Raw genomic sequence first — 25007 nt, 5'->3', positions numbered from 1 at the left:
ATAAATACATTATTCATCTCGCTAACTTATAGCATAGATACAAATTTTATATAGAATAATTGAGAAGACATCATTGTTATTTACAATCTTTTTTCATATTTTCTAATGATTCATAATGATGATGCGAAACAACGGAGGGGATTTCTTATGTCTGTTTATGCACCTCATGAAATTGCCAATTTGGCAGCTGATTTAGGTAAGAAGAAAGCATTACTGCCTCTACTTCCGATGCTTATTCTCGGTTTTTTTGGCGGCGCTTTCATAGCGTTAGGGTATTTGCTTGATATTCGTGTGATTGGGACAATGCCAAAAGCCTTAGGATCATTTTCTACTTTTCTAGGGGCAGCTGTTTTCCCGATTGGTCTTATTCTTGTTATTCTTGCTGGTGCCGAATTAGTGACAGGTAATATGATGACAATATCGATGGCTTGGTTTCAAAAGCGTATTACTTTTTTCAACGTTGTAAAGAACTTATGTATTATTACAATCTGTAACTTTATTGGCGCTGTTTTTGTTGCTTATTTCTTTGGACATATCGTTGGACTAACTGAAGGACAATTTTTAGCAAAAACGGTATCTATCGCACAATCAAAACTTCATGATACAGCTATACAAGCATTTTTTTCTGCTATTGGATGTAACTGGCTCGTTTGTTTAGCTGTTTGGCTCAGCATGGGAAGTAAAGAGTTTAGTGGGAAAATGATTGGCATTTGGTTTCCTGTTATGACTTTTGTCGCAATAGGCTTTCAGCACGTTGTTGCAAATATGTTTGTCATTCCAGCTGCTATCTTCGCTGGTCATGTCACTTGGGCAGACTATTTTCCAAATTTTATTGTTGTCTTTTTTGGAAATTTAGTAGGAGGGATGCTGTTTGTAGCTCTTCCTTATTTCCTAGCTTATAAACAGCAATCGAAAATAACAACAGCATCTACTGAAAAAAAATCGGTATCTGTTTAAATGCACTGATTTATGCTTTATAAACAGCAACTTTACATTATGAACATAAACTATCGTATGGTAAATCGTATATCATCCTTATAAAATATTGGTTCAAATGGTATAATTCTCTTTATGAATGGGGAAAATAGTGTTGTTTTCGATACAAACAATGTATTTTTTGTGAATCTATCAGCGTACACTTGTTCTCCACACTTTTATGCGTTATAATAACAACTCAAATACAAATAGTATTACATATGAGGTGAAAAAAATGAATAAAACAGAATTAATTAAAAGCGTAGCACAAAAAGCAGAAATCTCTCAAAAAGAGGCTACTGTTGTTGTACAATCTGTAGTAGAATCTATTACAAATACTTTAGCTGCTGGCGAAAAAGTACAACTTATCGGCTTTGGTACATTCGAAGTACGTGAAAGAGCTGCTCGCACAGGTCGTAATCCACAAACAGGTGAAGAAATGCAAATTGCAGCTTCTAAAGTACCTGCATTTAAAGCCGGCAAAGAATTAAAAGAAGCCGTAAAATAATCAGTAAAAAAGCGAGCTAGTTCTTTACTAGCTCGCTTTTTTTACGCTTTCGAAAACCTTTCAAAGACTCTCATTAGCTCTTCTATTGCCTCATCCCCATTACCATCTTGAATAGCATGAGAAACACAATGATGCGTATGATTTTTGAGAATACTCATTCCGACTTTCTTCATCGCTGCATTAATGGCAGAAATTTGTACTAAAATATCCACACAATATCGATCATTTTCAATCATATTTTGAATACCTCGAACTTGTCCTTCAATTCTCTTTAATCGATTTATAATTTGTTCTTTTTCTTTATCCGATCTATGCGTAGTAGCTGCTTTCTGTTCATTATGGCTCATTTTATCACCTTCTTAAAGTTTCAATTGTATTAACAAATAGATATTCATTCATAAAATTATTTTCCAATTCATCTATAGTATAATATCATCTACTCGGAGTATAACATTTATAGCATAAAATATACATACAGATATACTCTACATAAACATCTTCAATTAAGTACTTTATTCATACCATTAAACCTTAATAAGACTCTTCATACAAGTTTCCTTCTACTCTATACATCCATGTTTTCAAAAATAGTTTTATTATTCCTATTGATGGGGGACAAGAACTTATTATACTTATAAAAAGAATCATTGAATTCCTTCACTTACTATTCCATAAAAGCCTTCACCAATTCAACTTTTACGGAAAATCCTACCCACTTCTATTTCGTTTCTTTGTTTACGATGGGAATATAGCTTCCCACAAATAGTGGAAAAAACGTGAACGATGATTTTTCTTCAAAAAGAAAAAACGCTTCATCTTCCCCTTACTTCTTTTAAAGGTGGAAGATAAAACGATTCAAATAAGAAAACCGACTCGCTCGCTTTAAAATTTCTAGTTAATAGATTGGCATGATTATATAAATCACACATCTCTTAGTTGTTTAAAGGAATAACTAAAGGATATTACTTACAAAGCGCAATCCTTTACTTAAAACCGTTGGGACTACTGATGCATGATTCTCTCCTTCCGCTTCATAAAAAGCAAATTGAAACTTATGATTCTCCAGTTTGGATAAACGTTCTGATAATGCATTTGCATCTTGAAGCATATGGCCTCTTTCTGCTCCGCCAACTGTAAGGAAAACTCGAACCTCATCATTCATTTGGCTCCATTTGTCTATAAATTTCAATTCATTTTCAAGAACCAATTGATTGTTCCACCAAATGGAGGGGCTGCAGATGAAATAATTTTGGAACGCACTGACTTTTGTAAACAATATATGCAATGCAAATAATCCACCAAATGAATGTCCAAATATTGTCTGTTTTTTTGGATTAATAGTAAAGTTTTTCTCAATTTGTGGTTTCAATTCCTCTTGAATAAATGCTAAGAACTTATTTGCTCCTCCCGACTTTGGCCACGGTTTTCCATCAGGCTTCGGCGGTGCATCTACTGAGAGCGGATAAGGAGTAAAATCGTAACATCTTTCTGCACCCGCAAACACTCCTTCAATTGGATAGCCGATCCCAACAATAATAGAAGCAGGAACTCCTGTTTTTTCAGCTCTTCCTGACTGAACCTTCATCGCCTCTTGAAACGTTTGAAAGTATGCATTCCCATCTAATACATAAATGACAGGATATCCACTGTCTGGAGCTGGCTGCTTAGGCTTTGAAATATAAATTCGATATTTACGCTTCCCAATATCTGAATACATCTCCCATTGCTCTGCTCCAGAAACGATAACAGTTTCTCTTTCTATGTATGTATTCATATAATGATCGCCTCTCTTTTTTCTTTTCTTAGCTTGTTGCATACAAGTCTGTATCTTCGTTCGTAACACTATCATACCCAAAACATACAGGGGCACCATTGTAAGGATCTATCATAACGCGTGCATTAATATGAAACACACTTCTTAATACTTCATTTGTAATGATTTCTACAGGACTTCCAGTCATCATGATCTTCCCATCTTTCATCGCAATAATCTCATCTGAAAACCGCGCCGCATGATTAATATCATGTAACACCATTACAACCGTACAATGATGTTCTTTATTTAATCGTTCCACAATTTGTAACACTTCTAATTGATGGGACATATCAAGATAGGTTGTTGGTTCATCTAACAAAAGAACCTCTGTCTCCTGTGCTAACGCCATCGCCAACCATACTTTTTGTCTCTGACCGCCCGATAAATTTGCAATTTGACGATTGCGAAATGCTGCTGTTTTTGTAATCTCTAAAGCCCATTCAATCACTTCTGTATCCTCAGCTGATCGTTTATTCACATTCTTCCGGTGTGGATAACGACCATAAGAAATCAATTCCTCTACTTTCAGCTCTCCTGGTGCAATCGGATTTTGCGGAAGTAAAGCGAGTTGCTTTGCGATTTCTTTCGTTGGAATCGTATGTAAATCTTGATCTTGCAAATATACTTTACCGTTTTTTTGTTTTACAATACGTCCCATTGTTTTTAATAAAGTAGATTTCCCACATCCATTCGGGCCGATAATGGTTGTCACTTTTCCCTTTTGTATTTCTACATTTAAATCACGAAATACTGTCAATTTCTCATAACTTGTTTCTAGATGTTCTGTACGTAATACTTTCACGATTTCTCCCTCCTCTTACGCTTTCGCTTTGTATAACAAATAGAGAAAATATGGTACACCAATAATGGAAATGACAATTCCAACCGGTAACTCTACAGGTGTAAAAATTGTTTTGGCAATAAAGTCTGAAACAATGACAAGTAACATACCAATTACACCACATGTAGGAATAACATACTTATGTTGAATGCCGACTAAACGTTTTGCGATATGTGGTGCCATTAATCCTACAAATCCAATACTTCCTGCAACAGAAACACAGGCGCTTACCAAGCCGATACTACTTAATAGTAAAATCGATTTTTCTCTTTCTACCGAAACCCCTAAACTCGTGATACTTGTTTCTTCTAATTGAAACAGGTCAAGCAAGTACGCTTTTCTTTTCACAATTGGAATTAAGATAATTAGCCATGGCAACATCGCAACAATATATTGCCAGTTTGAATTATATATACTTCCAGAAACCCAAACAGCAGCCATTTCAAAGTCCGTCGCTTTCATTTTTAACGATATATACATAGAGAAAGCTCCAAATCCTGATCCAATCGCAATTCCTGTTAATAAAAGACGCTGTGAATCTAATCTTCCATTTCGCCAAGAAAACATATAGATTAATATAGCTGCTCCTAAGCCGCCAACTAAACCAAACAATGGCATCATCATAATAGAAACCCAGTCTGTACTCTTTATTTGTCCTTGAAAGAAAAACATAAAAATAACGATTGCCGTTCCTGCTCCAGCATTAACTCCTAAAATACCAGGGTCCGCTAATCCATTTCTTGTAATCCCTTGAACCACTGCACCAGCAATTCCAAGACCGAGTCCTACAAATGCGGCAATGATAATTCGCGGTAGCCGAAAATCAAATATAACTAAGTCATGTTCAGGTACAGGATTAATCCGAAATATTGTTCGGAATACATCTATAATGGAAATATCGAAAGTTCCATTCGTTACACTTATATAAATAGCACCCAAAATGAAAGAGATCGTAATCCCCATTGTCATGATATAACGCTTATTTAAATCTCTAAGCATGTTTCTCTCCTCCTCTTGTATGAATTAAATAAAGGAAGAAAGGAATTCCAATTAGAGAGGTAACAACTCCAATTGGTGTTTCAAATGGATAATTTACAAATCTACTTAATACATCGCATAAAGCGAGAAACACACCACCAATTACTCCTGCACAAGGAATAATCCATTTATAATCCACCCCGATTAAAAAACGGGTCATATGTGGAATAATTAATCCTACAAATCCGATTTTTCCAACCAGTGCAACAGCTGTACCTGTCAATAATACAACTGCTATAATTGCAGTTATTTTTACAAGGTTTGTACGTTGTCCTAAATTAATAGAAACCTCTTCTCCTAATGAAAGAATCGTAATAGATTTTGAAATGATGAGTGCTAATATAATCCCAACTATCCCAAAAGGAATTGCCAATTTGATTATATTTGGATCTACTTGATGCAACTTCGCGTTATACCACATACTAATATTTTGAGAAATTTGAAAATACGATGCAATCGCAGCTGAAACACTACTTAAAAAGGTACCTATTACAGTTCCGATAATCGCTAATCGAACTGGTGATAAACCATTTCGCAATAATGAACCAAAGCCGAAAACCATTCCTGCTCCTAGCGCCGAACCAATCATAGAACATAAAATCATTTGAACAGAAGATATTCCTGGTAAAAACACCATACAAATGGTAATGGCAAATGCAGAACCGTCTGTTACCCCCATAATAGAAGGGGATGCAAGATAGTTCCTTGTCATCCCCTGCATAAGTGCTCCTGATATGGCTAAAAATGCTCCTACTAAAAGAGCCGCAACTACTCTTGGTAAACGAGAAGTAATAATAATATTATGGTTTACATTGCTTGAATCGAAATGAAATAATGCATTCCAAGTTGTTTCAAAATCAATATTTTTCGCCCCATAAAAAATAGAAAGCATCATTGTAAATAAAATAAATATGGGTGCGAAACATAAAATTATCATTGGTACTGAATTTATTTTCCGCATATCATTCAACGCACCTTACTTATTGAATTATTTAGATAAATTTTTGACAGCTTCTTTTAAAAACGTTGTTTTACTCCAAGCAGTACCACCTTGCGCCATTGGATCAACAGCATTTATAAATATTTTTTTATCTTTTACAGCATTGATGCTTTGCCAAATTGGATTTTTTTGCAAATCTTCTAATACTTGTGGTTTATCTTTATTCTCGCTCTTTTCAAATTGTAAGAAGATATAATCTGGATTGCTCTGAGCTAATTTTTCTAAAGAGATTGCTTCTTGTGCTTTTACAGACTTGATTTCTTCTGGAACAGTTAATCCTAAATCTTTATAAATAACAGGATTGAAGTATACACTTTCTGGATACAGATATAAGTTACCAGCTCTTAGTCTAATAACAAGAACCTTTTTATCTTTTAATGTATTACCAATTTGTTCTTTCGCTTTTGCGGCATCAGCTTTGTAATCTTTAATAATTTTTTCCGCTTTCTCTTTTTTACCAGATAACTCTCCCATTAATTTTAAGTTTTCTTCCCAATTTGTTGAGATATGTGATACTGGGAATGTTGGAGCGATCTTTGTAAACTTCTCAGCTGTTTCCGGTGGGAATTTTGAACTAGAAGTAATGACATCTGGTTTTAGTTGAAGTAACGTTTCGAAGTTCGGTTGCATTTTCTCCCCAACAGACTTCGCACCTTCTAAATCTTTTGCTAAATACTCAGGTAATTTTCCCCCTACTGTTATTGCACCTACTGGCTTAATACCAAGAACAGCTGCATCTTCCATTGACTCTAAGCTAGATGTTACGATATTTGTCACTTTCGCAGGCACCGTATATTCTTTCCCTAAATATGTAATTTTTCTTTTTTCATCTTTTTTTGTTTCTGTTGCTTTCGATGTTTGCTTTTGTTCTCCTGAACTTTTGTCTGCACTGTTACAAGCAGCAAGGCCAATACTTAATACTGTCACCATTCCTAGTGTAAATAATTTCTTGTTCATTTGAATACTTCTCCTCCCCAATATTAAATATCACAAAAAATTGATATATTTTGCATGTTATATCTTTTTTCTAATAATATATCCTCTACCCTACAATAAACCGCATGCATCCACTTCCTCTATTCTATAATCTTCCACTCCAATTGATAATGATAATGATTATCGTTATTAATTATATATTCCATACAAAAATATTTCAAGAATGATTTGAAATATTTTAATAAAACACACAAAAAGAAACCTATTTATCTGAGAAGAAAGACAAATAGGTTTCTTTTTATTCTTTATGCAAAAACTTCACACACACTGGACTAGGCACACTTACATTCGATTGTACAAGTGTTAATTGTCCAGTAGTCTTATTTCGAGAAAATAAAATAAGATTGTTAGATCTTTCATTCACAACAATAATAAAATGTTCTGTCGGATCAAGTGTAAAATCTCGTGGCCAATTTCCTTCCGTTGATATAGCCTCTAAAAATGTCAATTTCCCAGAATCTTGATTGACTCGAAAAATTGCAATACTATTATGCCCGCGGTTTGCTGCGTATATAAACTCTCCATCAGAAGAAATTTGAATCGCACTTCCATAATTACTTCCGCCATACGCTTTAGGCAGAGCTGAAATAGATTGGATTTGTTGAAATCTTCCCCTTTGTTTATCATATGTCAATACGATGACTTCTGAACTCAGTTCAGTCAATACATATGCATAGTTACCATTTGGATGAAACACAAGATGCCTTGGACCACTTCCTGGATGAACAGATAAGCTCTGTATTTCTGTTAACCTTCCCTCTTTTTCTTTATAAGTCATTAACTGATCGGTGCCTAAATCGACTGCTATAACATATGCTTCGTTAGGCGCAAATCCAGCATAATGAACATGTGGTCTTTCTTGCCTTTCTTTATTTGGACCAGAACCACTATGATACGTAATCGATGCTCCTTCTAATATTCCATTTTCTCGATTCACCATATAAAATTGAAGTGTCCCTTTATGATAATTTGCAGCCACCACTCTATTACCCTTTGAATTTATACTTACATGACACGGCGATGGCCCTTTAACCATTTGCCTATTGAGTTCGGTCAGTTGTTTTGTGTTCGTGTCAATCAAAAAGCTAACTACTCCGCCCAATCCATTGTTTTTTGCAACAGAATATAAATATTGATTATCATGACGAATCGCAAAATAAGTCGGATCTTCTATATGTACTACCACTTCTATATCTCTTATTTCCTTTAATTTCACATCTAAAATAAAACGATAAATCCCTTCGCTCTCTCCCTTTGTATACGTACCAATAAACCCTATTAGCTCATCTTGATTCATGGTCCCTATCCCCTTTGTATATGGTAAAAAATCCAGATAGCAAATTTTATTTTACTACCTGGATTTCTTTCTTACGCTCGTTCTTCAAACAACCGTGCTATTTCTATAATGACATGTGTAGCTTTTTCCATATTATCTACAGAAACATACTCAAATTTTCCATGGTAATTTTCTCCCCCTGTAAAAATATTTGGAGTCGGTAATCCCATATACGATAATTGAGAACCATCTGTTCCTCCGCGAATCGGCTGAATATTTGGCTCAATATTTAAATTTTTCATCGCATCATAAGCAATATCCACAATCTCTTTTACTGGTTCGATCTTCTCAAGCATATTATAATATTGATCTTTCATCTCAAGAATAATATTTTCTTCGCCATATTTTTCTTGCATTTTCTCTACAATTTGCTTGATTTTATTTTTTCGAGCTTCAAAATTACCGCGATCAAAATCACGAATAATGTAATATGCTTTACTTTGCTCTACATCTCCATTTAAAGAAAGAAGATGATAAAACCCTTCATACCCCTCCGTATACTCAGGTGCTTCTTCGGCTGGTAACTGACTGTGGAATTCCATCGCTATCTTACTAGCGTTTAACATTTTATTTTTTGCTGTACCTGGATGCGTATTATTCCCTTTAAAAGTGAGTTTAGCACTTGCAGCATTGAAACTCTCATATTCTAATCCTCCAAGTGGGCCTCCATCCATTGTATAAGCAAAAGATGCTCCAAACGCTTTCACATCAAAATGAGAAGGTCCGCGTCCAATCTCTTCATCCGGTGTAAATGCCACTCTAATCTTTCCGTGCTTAATTTGTGGATTATGTATCAAATAATTCATCGCAGTCATAATTTCTGTTAAACCAGCTTTATCATCCGCACCAAGAAGCGTCGTTCCATCAGTTGTAATAAGAGTATGTCCTTTATAAGACGGCAACTCTGGAAACTGCTCTGGTGTTAATACGACATTTAATTCTTCGTTTAATGTAATAGCTTTCCCATCAAAATTTTCATGAATTTGCGGCTTTACATTCTTCCCGGTAAAATCAGTTGCTGTATCTAAATGAGCTAAAAATCCAATTACAGGAACATCTTTATCTGTATTGGCAGGAAGTGTTGCCATGACATATCCATTTTCATCCATCGTTACTTCAATCAAACCAATTTGTTTTAATTCTTCAACTAATTGTTTTCCAAACTCAATTTGTCCTGGTGTTGATGGTACTGTATGGCTTTCTTCATTCGATTGTGTATCAATTTTTACATATCGTGTAAATCTTTCTATTAATTCTTGTCTCATCTATCGTCACTCCCTTTTTCTCCATCTCCTTCTATTATAATCCTTAAAACTAAATTTTTTAACTTTTTTGACTGTATTCATCTCATTTTGCCACACATATGCATCTTTTCACATTTAAAAAGTAAAAGAATCCACTTTCTAAACTAAAAGTGGATTCTTCGCTACTGCTGATTCATGCAAACCATTCCATCATATACTCTTCTACTCTTCAACTATAAAAGTATAAACATCATTATAAATACAGCCATTCACTCGAACAATGTATTGGCCAGGCTTTTCAAATTGGATGGTATATTTATTTAAAATAACTGCTTCAACATCACCTGAAAGAATATCAATACTTCTCCCACTCAGTATATATCCCTCATTTTGCTTCAAAAAGACTGTAATTGTGTTAAAGTTTTCATCCCCAAGCTCCGGTATTTTTGCAGCACTCACATTCGGTTCTAAAAAAAGCAATCCACTTAACCCAATTATTCCTGTTAACGCCACCCCAGCAAATTTTTTCATTTTTTTCATTTTTATAACCTCCTTATCATTTTTATATAAGGGATAGATGCCCTTACACCACAAAGACTATACAGAATCAGTTCCAATGTAAACGTCTATTAAATGACAGATTTCTACACTATTTTTTATATTTGTATAGAAATCCATCGTTTGGAATTTTGTCAAATTTAAAAGTTTTTCCTCCCCCAAAAAATAAATAACAATTATTCATATACCGCATAATTAATTATTAATTTAACATTCTAACAATAGTTGATAAATAGAAAAACAAAAGAGCTTATGAAGATTCCACCATCTCCATAAGCTCTTTTTCATATAAGAATAATATTTCAACTCCCAGTAACAGCCTAATTTCTAAATGAAATAGCCAAAAGCTCTATCTGATCCTCCTTTACTTTTCTATATACATAAGTACGATTCTTCATCCATCAGGATCTTCTATCGTAATGCCTTTCTCTCTCCAATATGGATTTTCAGGTTCTACTTCACCATATCCCAGTGTATGTAATCGTTTTGCTATTTTGTGAATTTCAGATTGATTTGTGAAATAGAATACAAGTAGATTATCTTTTGTTGGAGCTGGACATGGGCTACCATTATGATGTCTTGTAAATTCTAAATGATATTCTGCATCAGGTAGCCCAAACATCACCCCATCATATCCTTCATGATTATAAAATTCTCCAATTTGCTTTAACCCCAACCCTTTGTTATAAAATGTAATTACCTCTTCAAACTTATCAGTTGGACGTGCAATTCTAAATTGAACCCAATTCTTCATCATTCCTTCCCCTTCATGTGCATTGTATAATACTTCTATCCATTACTATACTAATACGCTACTACATAAATGAAATCCCTCATTCGTATGATGAAAAGGTTGTACAAAAGAGTGTGAACAATTCGCTCCCTTTGAAAAACACTTCTCATTTATTCTTTCTGTACGTAATAGCATAATAATACCTGGATATGAACGGGGGATTAGAATGGATCAGAACAAATATAATTGCGACTGGGACCGGTCTTCCAAAACAATCCCACTCTCCCTTATCGCAATCAAAAATGAATTGCAGAAAAAAAGTCAGATGAAAGCACCTTTCCCTCCTGTATCAAAGTTAACCCAAGAGGAAAAATGGATAATTCATTATATTCAAGAGCAAACAAAACATTTAAATAAAAACAATGTAACGAGAACACGGGCTTATTATCAATTTTATGTAAAGTACCCTGAAATACAATGGGCTTTACTTGGACATATGGTCTCGCGTAATGGCGGCTGGAATATGACAGATTTAAAGGGGGATTTATATACAAGGCTATTATCAGAAAAGGATCAATTTGTCTTTTTCTCTTTCTTAGAGCGTGGAAACTGGTTCATCTTCCAAGATGTATATCCACAATTTTTATTGTACGAACAAAGCTTGAAACGTTCGAAAGCTCTCTTTTATCTCCTGCCTTATTTACATGTTTCAACGTTTATGGAAACAATGTGGAACCATTTTTGGAAAACAGGTAACCGCTATACATTAGCCATAGCAACCATTATTAATGAACAAAGTTACTTAGAAAAACGCATCATACAAAATGCTCATTTTAAAAAGATTGTCCTAAATAGCGTTGCATTTAAACTTTTTGATTTCTTCCGTTTTAATCATATCCTTTTCCCATACTATGAAGATGATACTCACAAAAAGGCATTGCTTCTTGGTGACACGATGAAACATTTTACCTCTTTACATGAGAGAATTATGCTCGGTAAACGGCTATATACATTGTTATTTCATAATAAAGAACGCTTAGCCAAAATTATAACTTGGGCACACAATCACCCACATACAGGATCTCGAAAAGATTACTGGCCACATTTATTTTCTAATGTAAATGAATCTTTTTATCGGGAACTATATCGACGGCGCATAAAAAAATGCCAATTACGGAAAGGAGCACATCGTATCTATAGTCCCGAATTACTCTATGCTTGGCAAAACATTACACATACAGAAGCTGAAAAAGGCGACTGGTTTACCGATTGGAGAATTGTGAACTACTTAATAGATAAAGGAGAACCTCACAATGAGAAAATTATGGCTAACTATTGTAAAACACTTGAAAAAATTGAATTGGCTATTATGGCAAAGAAAAATATCTTTCTTAGAGAAGAGGAAGAATCAGAAGCATAATCATCTAGCGCTTATCACTACAGTCATCCTCTCTTGTTTCATTGGAACGTACTTAGATTTTTTCTTCGTACAAAAACAAATGTATCATTTTCCGATAAGACCTTTCCCGACCCTCTTTACAATGAATATTGCTTTTACATGTTTTCTCTTACCAATCTTTACTGTCATCTTCCTATATGTATCCACCAATCTATCAACTCTTTCAAGAAGTCTCTTCATTATGTTTATTGGTATTTGTGCCAGTCTCTCTGAACGAATAGCTGAACATTTGGGATTGTTTACTCATAGTGAAAACTGGCATCATTCATATTCTTTTTTTGGATATATAATGTTCTTTTGTCTCATTTGGAAATGTTATCAATGGCTGCGTGGATAAGCTTACGTCCATTGTCTACTTTATTTTAAGATGACTTTCTATATGAATGACATGAAAGTGGAAACAAACATAGTATCACCTGCAAATGGCAACATACACTTAAAAAGCATGGCAGTGATACGCCATGCTTAAAAAATCGCTGTAAACATATTGCTCTCTTTATTATTGTACCTGTAGATTCTCATACTTTTTCGACAAATCGTTCAGTTTATTCACAATGTACTAGCATGTAGAGATTCAGTTGCAATCGATCGCAATATTTTATGATTCTCGATACAAATGCCTTCTTTCGCACGTGAAATCATAGAATATCACATTTGCACCGTTACCAAATGCTATAAAACGAAAATCGAACATGATATTTCACTCTCTTTTTCTCAATCTAAACATCTTTAGGCGCAAGCAGTATTATTTATTTATCATTCCATCTTTTTCTTCTATTACAATGCGTTTCCCGATTCCAAAAGCATAAAAACTAATGACAACAATTGCTAAGAAAATTACTCCTACAATGAGTGAAACTCTTGTATCGTTATTGAACCACATTCCAATTAATACCATAATCAAAAAGGCGATGGTGACATAATTTGATACAGGTGCAAATGGCATTTTAAATGGATGATTCTCTATTTCATGCCCTTTTCCTTTTCTAAACCGAATTTGACTTATTAAAATAACAAACCATGGAATCATACCAGGAAGTACACTTGCACTATAAACATATACGAATAAGTTTTTTGGTGCAATGTAACTTAATAGAACGCCAATTGCTAATCCAATTAACACAGCTATTGTACCGAATAAAGGAACACCATTACGAGAAATCTTTGTAAAATATTTTGGTGCTTGTCCGTTCCTTCCTAACGTATAAAGCATTCGGCCTGCACTGTAAATTCCGCTATTACAACCAGACATTGCGGCTGTAATAACAACAAAGTTAATCAATCCAGCAGCTGCTGTAATTCCAACTTTGGCAAACGTTGCAACAAACGGGCTTCCAATTGTATTTAATTGGTCCCAAGGATACACAGTTACAATAACGAAAATTGCACCAATATAAAAGATTAAAATACGCCAAATGGTACTTTGAATCGCTTTTGTTAATGTTTTCTGCGGATTTTTTGCTTCTCCAGCAGCAATCCCTATTAATTCAACACCTTGGTAGGCACCAACAACAAGCGATAAAGCATAGAAAAATCCTGACAGACCGCCTGTAAAAAAGCCACCATGTTCCCAAAGATTCGACAATCCAATAGCACTCCCACCGTTACCAAGCCCAAAAAAGATAAGCCCAAATCCTGCAACAATCATTAATACAATCGTTACAATTTTAATCATCGCAAACCAAAATTCAAATTCACCAAATGATTTCACTGAAATTAAGTTTGCAGATCCAAGAATGACCATTGCGATCACACCTGGTATCCACGCTGGAAGATTGGGAAACCAATACTGCATATATGCTCCAACTGCTATAATTTCTGACATTCCGACAATAACCCATTGAAACCAGTTACTCCATGCTGTCATATAACCAACTAACGGATGGATATACTTATGACCAAATGTCGCAAACGAACCTGTTCCAGGCTCTACATATAACATTTCTCCCATCGCACGCATAATAAAAAATATAAAAATTCCGGCAATTCCGTAAGCGAGCATGACTGATGGACCCGTCCATTGAATCGTGCTGGCTGATCCCATAAATAGACCAACGCCAATCGTACCTCCTAAAGCAATCATCTGAATATGACGAGCTTCCAATCCTCTTTTCAGTTCTGTATTTGCCACTTTCTTTCCTCCTCACCTATCATTTATAAGCAAAATATGGTATAACAACAAATAAAGCAAGCGTCATCTTCTCTCTTTTTCAAAAACAGCTAAATAATTTAAATAATCAGAAATTTAATCTCCTACCTTCTTTTTCTAAAATACTTATTTTATAATAAGTTATTTATCTGAAAAATACAATTATTTTTTAGTTAGAAATCCGTATATCAAGAAACTAGAAAGTGACATTAGAAATTCGGAACCTTTAAACCTTCTATTTGTGTTGGCTATCCAAAATAAAGAGCAGTATTGAAAGTAGTTAAGTATATGTAAATGTGGGGATGAATTTAAAAAATTTAATCTTTGTATATTTCCAACCAGTATTAGTCTCAATTGTAGTTTTACTAGTTTGTTTATTTTTTGCATCATTTTTTCTATTATCGCTCTCATGCATCGTAATTTCTATTATTACATTCTTCTTAGCAATCATAAAATCAAAAACATACTCAGATTAGTAGGACAGGCCACGGCCATAGCCTTTCCTACTTATAAATGTAAAAAGTTTATTCCACTCAAAAAAGGTAATGATAGGTGAAAACGAGGCAATTGAATTAGCGGTCATTGCTATTATAGCAAAGGGACATGTTCTCTTAGAAGACGTTCCTAGAACTGGAACAACATCTTTAGCAAAAAGTGTTCCATTCTACATACTACTTGACGGTTACAAGTGTATGAGAATATATTTATTGCTACAATTATGTGCGAATTCAAGAAAAAACAAACCACCTATCCCTTAAAGAATATAGAAAATAGACGGTTTGGCTATTTTGATATGTGTCCCGTTTTCGGGAGCATTTTCATTCATTTACAAATGGTTTGTATTTGTATAGGATTGTACCTTCTACTAATTCACTGGTACATCGCTTAATAACCAAGTTAATGATGTTTTATATGTTGTTGCATACTTCGGTGTTTCACCAGGTACTTCTAATTGAATACTAGATTCCTTGGTTTCTTCATCTCCAAAACGATATACATATGTGGATTCTTCTGTACCAGATTTCCCTACTAAAACATCCTGTATATCATTTGTGACCTCGAACGAATCCTTTACAAGTGATAATTCAGGCATTTGATTGCTGGATAACACTTCCGCATTGTGGAATGTAATTTTAGCTCCATCTAATTCATGGCCTTCCTCATCTTTCAATGGTCCATTTTGTTTTACTGATAGTGTCCAAGAAGCCCCATTCATACGATTATCTGTTATTTGGACATAGTTCATTTTTTGAGAACCATCTGCAAATTCTTGGGCTTTTGCAAAATATGTTTTATCCTTAAAAGATATGACTTGTTCCCCAAATCGTAAGGAGGACACGAAATCTATACTTAAAGGCCCTTTCGTACCTTCGCTTGGTTTCTTATCTGGGGTGGTTGGATCTACTGGATCGATAGGCTCTTTTGGATTTTCTGGGTCCATCGGTTTTGTAGGCTCATCATACGGCTTGATAGCTAACTCGCCTTGATCTTGAACAGTTAGGTTTACTTCTTTCCCTAACTTAACAGTTCCATCTTTATCTATAATTGGTTTATTTCCTTTTACATGGGCTTCATTTGAAAAAGCTTTTCCCGCCCCAGATCGTAATACTTCTACTTCAAACGTAAAAATATACTCTTCTACATTTCGAATATCACCAAGCTGAGCGACAAGTTTATTATTTTGGGCATGAACTGGAAGCTGTGTTTCTTGTTGCTTTCCATCTATCATTTTGATAATCTTTCCACTACCTTCTTTGTACTGTAAATACTCAGGTAATGTATCTTCAATGACCGTATTCTTCAATGATGCCCCTACTTCTTCTTGTTTAGCACGAACTGTATATTGAATCGTATCTCCAACTTTTACTTCGCCACCATTTACATCTTTATGTGACTTTTCTCCAACTAATTTAGGTTCTTTTGATTGAATCATGATGGTTGCTGGGTTACTTGGATTGGGCTCAAATTCTCCGCCACCATTTGGAAGGTCTACTTTAGCTGAAACAGTATTTACAACAACCTTTTCCAGTGATTTCTCATTTAAAACACCTTCAAATGTCATCGTAGCTACATTCCCACTTGTTAACTGTCCAAGATGGAAACTCAATTGTCCTACATTTGGATCAAACGTATACGTCCCTTCTGGTACACTCATTTGAATCGAGGATTCATCTACTGTAATTCCTTCCGGTAATTTATCAAATACTTTCAAATTGATAGCGTCTGCGATAGAACTTGGAATCGTATTTTCCGCAGTAATGATATACTTCACACGATCGCCTACGTTATAAGTATCTCCACCACCAACCTTTTCTACCTTTTTCTTTAATTTTATAAGCGGGTTAAGTGGTAATACCTTAAAATCAGCTGTACTTTCTTTCGTTACCAATTGCTGATTTGGTTGTTGATATGTTAATTTAGCTGTATTGCTGACTGTCGTTTGCATGGCAGCAGGTAACACCTTTACAGGAATTCGTATCGAGATAGATTCATTTCCTTGTAATTTAGGAATCTTGTATAATAGTTGTTTTCCTGTATGTTGAGTTGTCATTTCAAGTTTTTCAGGCTGTTTCATTATGTTTATATCTCCTGCTAATTCGACTCCTTCTGGTAAAAGATCTTCTACAATAGCGTTCGTGATTTCTGAATTTAAAGTATGATTCTTCACCTCAATGACATACTCCATTAAGTGTCCTGGGAAAATTTCATCTATACCATCACTTGATTTTATCGATTTTTGAATGGACACATCTGCTTGTTCCCATTCTATCAAGGTCGATACCGTATTTGTTTGTTCCCACGCTACATCTGCATTTGTAGCTGTATCCTTATACATGAGAGAGGATTGACTCTTAGCTTCACCTGCTGATACAGCTTTTACAGGAATCGTAAATTCAATACTATCATCAATACCTATTTTATCATTATACTTCATCTGACTATAATCATTTTGAGATATAAATTGTAAATCTACACTCTTTGTTTGTTTTGTCGTAGCATTTATGACCTTTGCCGTCGGTTTACCGTTTGCCACTACTTGTTCAGGTAACACATCTTTTAAATTAATTTCCTTGGCAGGGTATCCTCCGACATTTTTCGCAGTAATAGTATAATTGAATGTCTCTCCAACATGTACCTTTTCAGGAGCTTTTTTCTCATATTCTAAACATGCAGGGGTACCAAAATGTACATTATCTATTAAATTACCAACACTCCTATTAACATCTGGTGTATAAAATCCTAAGTATATATCACCACTATCTGGAAGGCTACTTGCAGGTATCTTGACTTTTCGCTCTTCCCACGTTGCAGTGGCAGTATATTCGGGAGATTTATAAATAGTATTAACTACTTCCCCCCTCATATTTTCTCCACTTCCACTTACCTGAATTTCCGGTGTGCCTACACCACTTACAATATACATTTTCTCTGCAGGTGAACTTTCACGTTGTTTGTGGAACACGCTAATATACACATCTCTTTTAGGGACAGGAACCGGAACTGTTGTGAATAAAACCCCACCTACAACTGCATTTAATTCTGCATATTGTGTTCCCTCTTTTGCTTTGGTTATACCAAGTTTCTCACTTTGAATTTCAATGGCCCTTCCAGATTTATCCACCGCTCCTTTTACTATCGCATATTCCTCATCTGTTAAAGGACGAAAAGGAATTGTATCCCAACCAGGTACTTGATCAGGATGAAAGAACCCCATTCTGTCATTGTTATCTATTCGCGGAATTTCAAAGCTACCATTAACAGTTCGAATTGGATTCCCACATGTTTTAGATAGAACGGCTTACGCATGATTATCTAAAACAACCTTGTTTCTATCTTCAGCCATGACCGTTGGAATAAACATATTAATTATCGTTGAAAATAACAATAATACAATAATCCCTAACCGGATTATTCTCTGTATCATTTTATCATCTCCTATCCTGTTACATATTCATCTTTATGGCTGAATCACAAAAAATTCTTGTTACACATATTTATTTTAGTAACTATTCATACATTTTGAAACGAAAACAACGACGTTATGACGCAAAACTCTTTCGGCATTTGTTGCTTTCGTTATAGGAATCATCACATCAAAAAAGAAAATTGTACGATTAGAAATAATTTAGACACAACCGATTCCCTATACGTTAAGGAAACAGTTATTCATTTAATTCATATTAAGGAATGCCAGACTTTCGATAAAGCACTTGTCAGTAGTTATGGCGCAGTAGTCTCATTCCACTCCCTTGCCTGGCACCAACAACTCATTGCTTCTCTCTGAATAAAAAAACATCTATCAAACTGAAAGGATAACGTCTATTAAAGCTTCAGAAACATCTCATAACTTGTTTGACATGCGAGAATCATATAATTTTTCGATACTCTCATCACTCTTAGAATAGTCTTTTTTACCACCTTTTCCATCTGGACTAATATATTGCCCCCCTTTACCATTGATGATGTTACGCTATACAAGGTAGGCAACATACCTATATGAGCCGGTTGACTGATAATACTCAAAAGTGTTCGCATGAATGTATTTATTCTCTTTCCTGAACCAAAAGAACTTAGATTAGTATGCGAGAATCCGAGATGACAAGCAATGCTCTTGGGATAATGAGACGTTCTTACTACCAATCTCTCAGCACAAAACAGAATCAAATCGTAGTCGTGAAAATAAAGAATCAACTATATCTCAAATAAAGAAAGATATTAAAGCGGCAGAAAATCACACTACCGCAAACCTATGGGATAAGGTGAAAGTCTTCATTGAACAAAAAGACTATTTTAACCACCCAGATGTAAATAAGTATGCTATAGGAATTTTAAATTGGATCCACGGTAAGTATTACGCACATATCCGCGATTTTAACCATGCCATTCCATACTTCACAAAAAGTATTTCCTTATTAAAAGAAGATAAAAATTCATAACACCTATTTGCAATTATTATTAACTTAAATCGGCTTTATCTTTTTAAGAGGGGATGGGATCACATTGATCAATGAATATGAGTTCTTAATGTTTGCGAAACAAAAACAAGAAAAAGAAAGAACACAAGCAAAAGTTTTGAAGTTAGTTTCAAATAACTCCAATAAAAATAAGGTGATTAATCTATTCGAGAGACGAAGAAATAGTCGGAAATTAAACCCTCGTTGTGTAGAGTGTTGCTAAAAATGTTTTGAAATTAAAATTGTAAGAGTTGTGAGTAACCAGAACTCTTGCAACAATTTCATTATTATCTTACTTTAAACATAAAAGCTATATCATCTCTTTTGGTAGTTTTTATTAATACTGGTTTTCTTTCACCGTAAAATGTACCAATCCTTATTATTTCATATTTTTCACTAGCCGAAGTAATATCCTCCTTAACTATAATAACTTCATTAAAAGTAATATTAATTTCACTTCCCTCTTATGATCTTTTATTCTTCTTTGACATATTTAATTTAATTAAATATTATTCTGCAATTATATGGCTTATTGAATACTATCAATCGAGATGTATCCAAACAACAATAAAAAACAAGGTATAACTGCACCTTGTTTTTTATAAATTAACATTAAGTTTATATAGTTGAATCTAATATTTTATCAAAATAACAATCTAATGTTATATTATACAACATTCATTTTTAACTCAGTAAAGTTAATTTTTATTCCTACACAATCTACCTACATCACCCGCTTAAACATTTTCTCCAGTTCATAGGTCGAATGATGTATAATAATCGGTCTACCGTGCGGGCATGTGTAAGGGTTGCTTGTTGTGCGTAGTTCTTCTAAAAGTGCGAAGATTTGATCGTTTGTTAAATATTGATTTGCTTTAATGGATGCTTTACAGCTCATCATAATGGCTGCTTCTTCACGCAATTTTTTTATGTCTACTTTTTTCAGTTTCACAACTTGTTGCATCATTTCATCAATGATTTCCGTTTCTTTCCCTTTTGGAAACCATATTGGGTGCGAGCGAACGATAAAAGATTGATGGCCGAATTGCTCTAGGAATAATCCTACCTTTTTCAATTCTTCTAGTTGTTCTTCGACACGTAAAAATTCGTTTAATGATAAATCAATACGATATGGGACAAGCAATTCTTGAACTTCTTGTGTCACTTGTCCTACTTTATCGCGGAAATATTCATAGTTAATTCGTTCTTGTGCCGCATGTTGGTCAATCATATATAGCCCTTTATCGTTTTGAGCAAAGATGTACGTTCCATGCATCTGTCCAATTGGATAAAGAGGCGGTAAATCATTCCCGTTCATTTCAATTTCTTCGATATTCTGCAATTCATCCAATTCTTCTAATTCAAATTCTTCTTCATGATGATCCCATTCTTGTTCGTTATGAGCCGCCTTTTCTTCAATGAGCGGTTTCGAAGTTGATTGCCAACTCTCTTCTTCTCTTACAAGGGATTGTGGCGGTTGCCATTCTTGTTTTGGCTGTTGCCATAATTGCGGCGCTACTGATGGTTTTTCTGCGCTTTCCTCTTCTTGCGCTTCATCCATTCCAGTCGGTAAAACGATATTAGGCATAGATGGTTCTTTTGGTTTTGTATGTTCAAAATGAAATTGTTCTTGAACACTCTCATCTTTTGTTTTTTTCTTCGTTGTTACGCCGGCATCTGGAATAAGCTGGACTTTTTTAAAGGCATCTTGTAATGTTTGTTCAATGAATTGCAGAAGTTCTTGTTCTTTACTAAAACGCACTTCCAGTTTTGCCGGATGAACGTTAACATCCACTAACATTGGATCCATCTCAATGGATAAGAAACCAATCGGATAGCGACCAACTGGAAGCAATGTATGATATCCTTGCTGGATCGCTTTCATTAATACATAGTTTCGCACGTAACGGCCATTAACAATTGTTGACATATAATTGCGAGAAGCTCTCGTTACCTCTGGCAATGTTACATATCCGCGAATGGTAAAATCTAACGACTCCGCTTCAATTGGAATCAATTTTTTCGCAACTTGAATACTGTAAATCGCTGCTAGTACTTGTCTCACATCACCATTTCCAGATGTGTGAAGTAATTTTTTCGTATTATGGAATAATTTCAATGACACTTCTGGATGAGACATGGCAATGCGATACACAATATCTGTAATATTTCCGAGCTCTGTATGAATAGTTTTCATATATTTAAGACGTGCTGGTGTGTTAAAAAACAAGTTTTGAACCGTAATATCCGTTCCTTTACGGCTCGCGGTTTTCTCCTGTTTTATAATCTCTCCACCTTTAATAATAAGATGTGTACCCGGTGCGTCTCCTGTGCTTGTAACTAACTCTAATTCACTAACAGATGCGATACTCGGTAATGCCTCTCCTCGGAAACCGAGCGTTCTTATGCGAAACAAATCATTTTCATCTTTTATTTTACTTGTCGCATGGCGTTCAAATGCGACAATGCAGTCTTCTTCAGCAATACCGTCTCCATTATCAATAATGCGAATTTTTGATAACCCAGCTTCTTCCAAGTGGATTTCAATAGATGTACTATTCGCATCGATGGAATTTTCCACAAGTTCTTTCACGACAGAAGCAGGACGCTCTACTACTTCCCCAGCTGCAATTAAGTTGGAGAGTTGTTCATCGAGTTTGCGAATTTTCCCCATCTACTTACTCATCCTTTCTTTAATTTCTTCTGTAAGCGATACAGTTCATTTAATGCTTCTAAAGGCGTCATATCAAGCAAATCAATTTTTTTAATTTGTGCTAACACAGCTGTTTCCTTAGCATCAAGTACAGGTTTTTCTTGTTTTTCCGTTCGTTCTTCAGTTTCAAAGAATGAAAGCTGCGATTCTTCTACGATTTCTTCGCTCTCTTGTTGCACCTCTGCTACTTCTTTTATAACTGGTTGTTCTTCTATTACCGGTTGTTGCATACGTTCCGGCTGTTCTTTTACTTCCGTGCGTTTTGGAATTGTAATTTCTTCTTGTCCTTCTAGCTGAGCCAACACTTCTTTGGCGCGAGCGATTAAGCTATCTGGAAGTTCTGCAAGTTGGGCAACATGAATCCCGTAACTTTTATCCGCTGCACCTTCTTGAATTTTATGCAAGAAGACAACTTTTCCGTCTTCTTCAATAGCGGAAACATGTACATTTTTTAAATGAGTCAAACTTTCTTCTAACACTGTTAATTCATGATAGTGCGTAGAGAATAATGTTTTTGCACCAATTTGGTCATGAATATGTTCAATAATTGCTTGTGCAAGCGCCATGCCATCATATGTGGAAGTACCGCGGCCAATTTCATCAAATAAAATTAAACTTCTTTCCGATGCATTTGCAATCGCATTTTTTGCTTCTAGCATTTCAACCATAAATGTACTTTGGCCGGAAATTAAATCGTCCGCTGCACCAATTCTTGTAAAGATTTGATCAAAGACTGGTAATATAGCTTCTGTTGCCGGTACAAAACAACCGATTTGCGCCATAATCGTCACAAGAGCCAATTGACGCATATACGTACTTTTACCTGACATGTTTGGACCCGTAATTAAAAAGACATCCATATTTTCTGGCATCATACAATCATTTGGAACATAGAGCTTGCCATCTAATACTTTTTCAACAACAGGATGACGCCCATCTTTTATAAAGATTTCGCGTTTATTAGTTAGAACAGGTTTTACAAATTGTTCTTCTTCACTCACTGTCGCAAAGCTTTGTAATACATCTAATTCACTAATTACTTTTGCTAGATGCTGTAATTTTGGAATAAATACTTTCACTTCTTCGCGAAGTGCAGTAAATAGATCATATTCTAACTGAACAATCTTTTCTTCAGCTTCTAAAATTAATGTTTCTTTTTCTTTTAATTCGTCTGTAATAAAACGTTCTGCATTCGCCAATGTTTGCTTTCGCTCATAACGCCCTTCTGGAAGTAAAGAAAGATTTGCTTTTGTAACTTCAATATAGTAGCCGAAAATACGGTTGTACCCAATTTTCAGCGATTTAATTCCCGTTATTTCACGTTCGCGTTTTTCAAGCTCTGCAATCCACGTCTTACCGTTTTTACTTATATAACGGTATTCATCAAGCTTCTCATTATAACCATCCTTAATGATATCTCCATCTTTCACAGAAAGAGGTGGATTTTCTTGAATACTTCTATCTAGTAGTTTTGTTAGGGCTTCACAAGGATCTGCCCCTTCAATTAACTTGGCAGCGTAAGAGTTGTCCAATAAGCTAATCGCTTCTAAAATAGCTGGTACTTGTTGTAAGGAACGTTTTAATTGAAGTAAATCCCGTGCGTTTACACTACCGTAAGCAACTTTACCTGCTAAACGCTCTAAATCATATACTTCTTTTAATTTTTCCTTTAAATCTTCACGTAAGAAATAGTCATTTACAAATGTTTCAACCATTTCTAAACGCTCTTCAATTTTTTCTTTTTGAATAAGCGGACGCTCCATCCACTGTTTCAACATACGACCGCCCATAGCTGTTTTTGTTTTATCCAACAGCCATAGTAAAGAACCTGTCTTCTCTTTTGTTCGCAATGTTTCTGTTAACTCTAAATTACGCTTGGAATGTACATCAATTTTCATAAACTGATTTGTATAATAAATCTCTACCGGCTGCAAATGATCTAATGATCGTTTTTGTGTTCGAAGTACATAGTTGAATAACCGTCCGACTGCTGTCACTAACTTTGTTTGCGTTACTTTTTTAACAAGAGGTTCTAATCCTTCTGGAATTTTCGTTTCCTCTTCATATGAAACTGTCATTTTTAACGTTTCAGTTAACTTATTTAATTCATCTTGTGAAAATGTTGAATCTACAACAATTTCTTTTGAACCCGTTGCATACACTTCTAATAAAACATCTTCTACAGAACCTGTTAATAAAGTTACTGTATTTTGTCCAGTTGTTAAATCATTACAAGCTAATGCATATGAGCCATCCTCAAAACGCGTCAATGCTGCTAAAAAGTTATTTTCTTTTTCATCAATTGTACGCCCTTCCATCATCGTCCCTGGTGTAATTAATTGGACAACTTCGCGTCGAACGACCCCTTTTGCCGTTTTTGGATCTTCTACCTGCTCGCAAATCGCAACCTTGTACCCTTTTTCAATGAGCTGCTCAATATAGTTTTGCGCTGCATGGTACGGGACACCACACATGGGAATCCGCTCACTGCTGCCGCCATCACGACTTGTCAAAGTAATTTCTAGTTCATGAGCTGCTTTAACCGCATCTTCAAAAAACATTTCATAAAAATCACCTAATCTAAAAAATAAAAAGGCATCTTTATAGTCTGCCTTGACCTTTAAATATTGCTGTATCATTGGTGTATACTGCGCCATTTGTTTCCTCCATATTTTATCAAAAATGT

At 35.0% G+C, this 25007-nt stretch carries 20 protein-coding genes and 1 pseudogene; 5 read left to right on the top strand and 16 right to left on the bottom strand.

The window, feature by feature from the left end; genetic code table 11:
• The first annotated feature begins 147 nt into the window (after positions 1-147).
• Positions 148-957 (top strand): formate/nitrite transporter family protein, encoded by an 810-nt coding sequence (locus tag MR059_RS18290; protein ID WP_242161932.1) that lies wholly within the window; start codon positions 148-150, stop codon positions 955-957.
• 253 nt (positions 958-1210) lie between these two features.
• Positions 1211-1483 carry an HU family DNA-binding protein gene (locus MR059_RS18285; protein WP_012094838.1) on the top strand — a complete coding sequence of 91 codons (273 nt, stop codon included), beginning with the start codon at positions 1211-1213 and terminating at the stop codon, positions 1481-1483.
• 41 nt (positions 1484-1524) lie between these two features.
• Here MR059_RS18285 and MR059_RS18280 read toward each other — a convergent pair whose 3' ends face one another.
• The 10 genes from MR059_RS18280 to MR059_RS18235 form a co-directional block, all read right to left on the bottom strand.
• Complete coding sequence (locus tag MR059_RS18280; RefSeq protein WP_012094839.1) at positions 1525-1830, bottom strand: metal-sensing transcriptional repressor; 306 nt, start codon at positions 1828-1830, stop codon at positions 1525-1527.
• Between the two features lie 605 nt (positions 1831-2435).
• Complete coding sequence (locus MR059_RS18275) at positions 2436-3257, bottom strand: alpha/beta hydrolase (RefSeq protein ID WP_087095222.1); 822 nt, start codon at positions 3255-3257, stop codon at positions 2436-2438.
• Between the two features lie 28 nt (positions 3258-3285).
• Positions 3286-4101, bottom strand: a complete 816-nt coding sequence (locus MR059_RS18270) for an ABC transporter ATP-binding protein (RefSeq protein WP_012094841.1) — start codon at positions 4099-4101, stop codon at positions 3286-3288.
• A 15-nt stretch (positions 4102-4116) separates the two neighbouring features.
• Positions 4117-5109, bottom strand: coding sequence for a FecCD family ABC transporter permease (locus MR059_RS18265; RefSeq protein WP_370684834.1), 993 nt, complete (start codon positions 5107-5109; stop codon positions 4117-4119).
• A gap of 22 nt (positions 5110-5131) precedes the next feature.
• Complete coding sequence (locus tag MR059_RS18260) at positions 5132-6139, bottom strand: FecCD family ABC transporter permease (protein WP_087095220.1); 1008 nt, start codon at positions 6137-6139, stop codon at positions 5132-5134.
• Positions 6140-6166: 27 nt separating this feature from the next.
• Positions 6167-7135, bottom strand: coding sequence for an iron-hydroxamate ABC transporter substrate-binding protein (locus MR059_RS18255; protein ID WP_012094844.1), 969 nt, complete (start codon positions 7133-7135; stop codon positions 6167-6169).
• Between the two features lie 277 nt (positions 7136-7412).
• Positions 7413-8471 (bottom strand): lactonase family protein, encoded by a 1059-nt coding sequence (locus MR059_RS18250; RefSeq protein ID WP_012094845.1) that lies wholly within the window; start codon positions 8469-8471, stop codon positions 7413-7415.
• A gap of 71 nt (positions 8472-8542) precedes the next feature.
• Complete coding sequence (pepT, locus tag MR059_RS18245) at positions 8543-9775, bottom strand: peptidase T (protein WP_012094846.1); 1233 nt, start codon at positions 9773-9775, stop codon at positions 8543-8545.
• A 201-nt stretch (positions 9776-9976) separates the two neighbouring features.
• Positions 9977-10294, bottom strand: coding sequence for a hypothetical protein (locus MR059_RS18240; protein ID WP_012094847.1), 318 nt, complete (start codon positions 10292-10294; stop codon positions 9977-9979).
• Positions 10295-10706: 412 nt separating this feature from the next.
• Positions 10707-11066: a VOC family protein gene (locus MR059_RS18235; protein ID WP_242161931.1), complete on the bottom strand. Its 360-nt coding sequence runs from the start codon at positions 11064-11066 to the stop codon at positions 10707-10709.
• Between the two features lie 205 nt (positions 11067-11271).
• On the opposite strand from MR059_RS18235, the gene MR059_RS18230 reads away from it, so the two are divergent.
• Positions 11272-12465, top strand: a complete 1194-nt coding sequence (locus MR059_RS18230; protein WP_242161930.1) for a DUF2515 domain-containing protein — start codon at positions 11272-11274, stop codon at positions 12463-12465.
• Entirely contained in the window at positions 12359-12841 is a 483-nt protein-coding gene (locus tag MR059_RS18225; RefSeq protein ID WP_242161929.1) for a CBO0543 family protein, read from the top strand. The genes MR059_RS18230 and MR059_RS18225 overlap by 107 nt, the downstream gene beginning before the upstream one ends.
• A gap of 408 nt (positions 12842-13249) precedes the next feature.
• Here MR059_RS18225 and MR059_RS18220 read toward each other — a convergent pair whose 3' ends face one another.
• Positions 13250-14635 (bottom strand): amino acid permease, encoded by a 1386-nt coding sequence (locus MR059_RS18220; protein WP_012094852.1) that lies wholly within the window; start codon positions 14633-14635, stop codon positions 13250-13252.
• A 563-nt stretch (positions 14636-15198) separates the two neighbouring features.
• Here MR059_RS18220 and MR059_RS18215 point away from each other — a divergent pair.
• Positions 15199-15312 (top strand): annotated as a pseudogene (locus tag MR059_RS18215) (AAA family ATPase); the annotation flags it as partial.
• A 206-nt stretch (positions 15313-15518) separates the two neighbouring features.
• Here MR059_RS18215 and MR059_RS18210 read toward each other — a convergent pair.
• The 5 genes from MR059_RS18210 to mutS form a co-directional block, all read right to left on the bottom strand.
• Complete coding sequence (locus MR059_RS18210; protein WP_242161928.1) at positions 15519-18368, bottom strand: WxL domain-containing protein; 2850 nt, start codon at positions 18366-18368, stop codon at positions 15519-15521.
• Between the two features lie 84 nt (positions 18369-18452).
• Positions 18453-18578 carry a hypothetical protein gene (locus MR059_RS21870; protein ID WP_277927694.1) on the bottom strand — a complete coding sequence of 42 codons (126 nt, stop codon included), beginning with the start codon at positions 18576-18578 and terminating at the stop codon, positions 18453-18455.
• A 1317-nt stretch (positions 18579-19895) separates the two neighbouring features.
• Positions 19896-20054 (bottom strand): SunI/YnzG family protein, encoded by a 159-nt coding sequence (locus MR059_RS22515; protein WP_420950783.1) that lies wholly within the window; start codon positions 20052-20054, stop codon positions 19896-19898.
• A 278-nt stretch (positions 20055-20332) separates the two neighbouring features.
• Positions 20333-22282 (bottom strand): DNA mismatch repair endonuclease MutL, encoded by a 1950-nt coding sequence (mutL, locus tag MR059_RS18205; protein ID WP_012094855.1) that lies wholly within the window; start codon positions 22280-22282, stop codon positions 20333-20335.
• 8 nt (positions 22283-22290) lie between these two features.
• The gene (gene mutS, locus MR059_RS18200; protein WP_242161927.1) at positions 22291-24978 is read right to left on the bottom strand and encodes a DNA mismatch repair protein MutS; all 2688 of its coding nucleotides are present in this window, start codon (positions 24976-24978) and stop codon (positions 22291-22293) included.
• Positions 24979-25007: the final 29 nt, after the last annotated feature.

Origin of the sequence: Bacillus cereus group sp. BfR-BA-01522 (assembly GCF_022662635.1) — a bacterium.
Lineage (GTDB): Bacteria > Bacillota > Bacilli > Bacillales > Bacillaceae_G > Bacillus_A > Bacillus_A cytotoxicus.
The sequence above is the reverse complement of the archived record's forward strand: the minus strand, read 5'-3'. Positions and strand labels throughout refer to the sequence as shown.

Excerpts from the sequence above, each read along its gene's own strand:
- MR059_RS18290 (WP_242161932.1), top strand. The coding sequence starts at position 148 with ATGTCTGTTTATGCACCTCATGAAATTGCCAATTTGGCAGCTGATTTA.
- MR059_RS18285 (WP_012094838.1), top strand. The coding sequence starts at position 1,211 with ATGAATAAAACAGAATTAATTAAAAGCGTAGCACAAAAAGCAGAAATC.
- MR059_RS18280 (WP_012094839.1), bottom strand. The coding sequence starts at position 1,830 with ATGAGCCATAATGAACAGAAAGCAGCTACTACGCATAGATCGGATAAA.
- MR059_RS18275 (WP_087095222.1), bottom strand. The coding sequence starts at position 3,257 with ATGAATACATACATAGAAAGAGAAACTGTTATCGTTTCTGGAGCAGAG.
- MR059_RS18265 (WP_370684834.1), bottom strand. The coding sequence starts at position 5,109 with ATGACAATGGGGATTACGATCTCTTTCATTTTGGGTGCTATTTATATA.
- MR059_RS18260 (WP_087095220.1), bottom strand. The coding sequence starts at position 6,139 with ATGCGGAAAATAAATTCAGTACCAATGATAATTTTATGTTTCGCACCC.
- MR059_RS18255 (WP_012094844.1), bottom strand. The coding sequence starts at position 7,135 with ATGAACAAGAAATTATTTACACTAGGAATGGTGACAGTATTAAGTATT.
- MR059_RS18250 (WP_012094845.1), bottom strand. The coding sequence starts at position 8,471 with ATGAATCAAGATGAGCTAATAGGGTTTATTGGTACGTATACAAAGGGA.
- pepT (WP_012094846.1), bottom strand. The coding sequence starts at position 9,775 with ATGAGACAAGAATTAATAGAAAGATTTACACGATATGTAAAAATTGAT.
- MR059_RS18240 (WP_012094847.1), bottom strand. The coding sequence starts at position 10,294 with ATGAAAAAAATGAAAAAATTTGCTGGGGTGGCGTTAACAGGAATAATT.
- MR059_RS18235 (WP_242161931.1), bottom strand. The coding sequence starts at position 11,066 with ATGAAGAATTGGGTTCAATTTAGAATTGCACGTCCAACTGATAAGTTT.
- MR059_RS18230 (WP_242161930.1), top strand. The coding sequence starts at position 11,272 with ATGGATCAGAACAAATATAATTGCGACTGGGACCGGTCTTCCAAAACA.
- MR059_RS18225 (WP_242161929.1), top strand. The coding sequence starts at position 12,359 with ATGAGAAAATTATGGCTAACTATTGTAAAACACTTGAAAAAATTGAAT.
- MR059_RS18210 (WP_242161928.1), bottom strand. The coding sequence starts at position 18,368 with ATGGGGTTCTTTCATCCTGATCAAGTACCTGGTTGGGATACAATTCCT.
- MR059_RS21870 (WP_277927694.1), bottom strand. The coding sequence starts at position 18,578 with ATGATACAGAGAATAATCCGGTTAGGGATTATTGTATTATTGTTATTT.
- mutL (WP_012094855.1), bottom strand. The coding sequence starts at position 22,282 with ATGGGGAAAATTCGCAAACTCGATGAACAACTCTCCAACTTAATTGCA.
- mutS (WP_242161927.1), bottom strand. The coding sequence starts at position 24,978 with ATGGCGCAGTATACACCAATGATACAGCAATATTTAAAGGTCAAGGCA.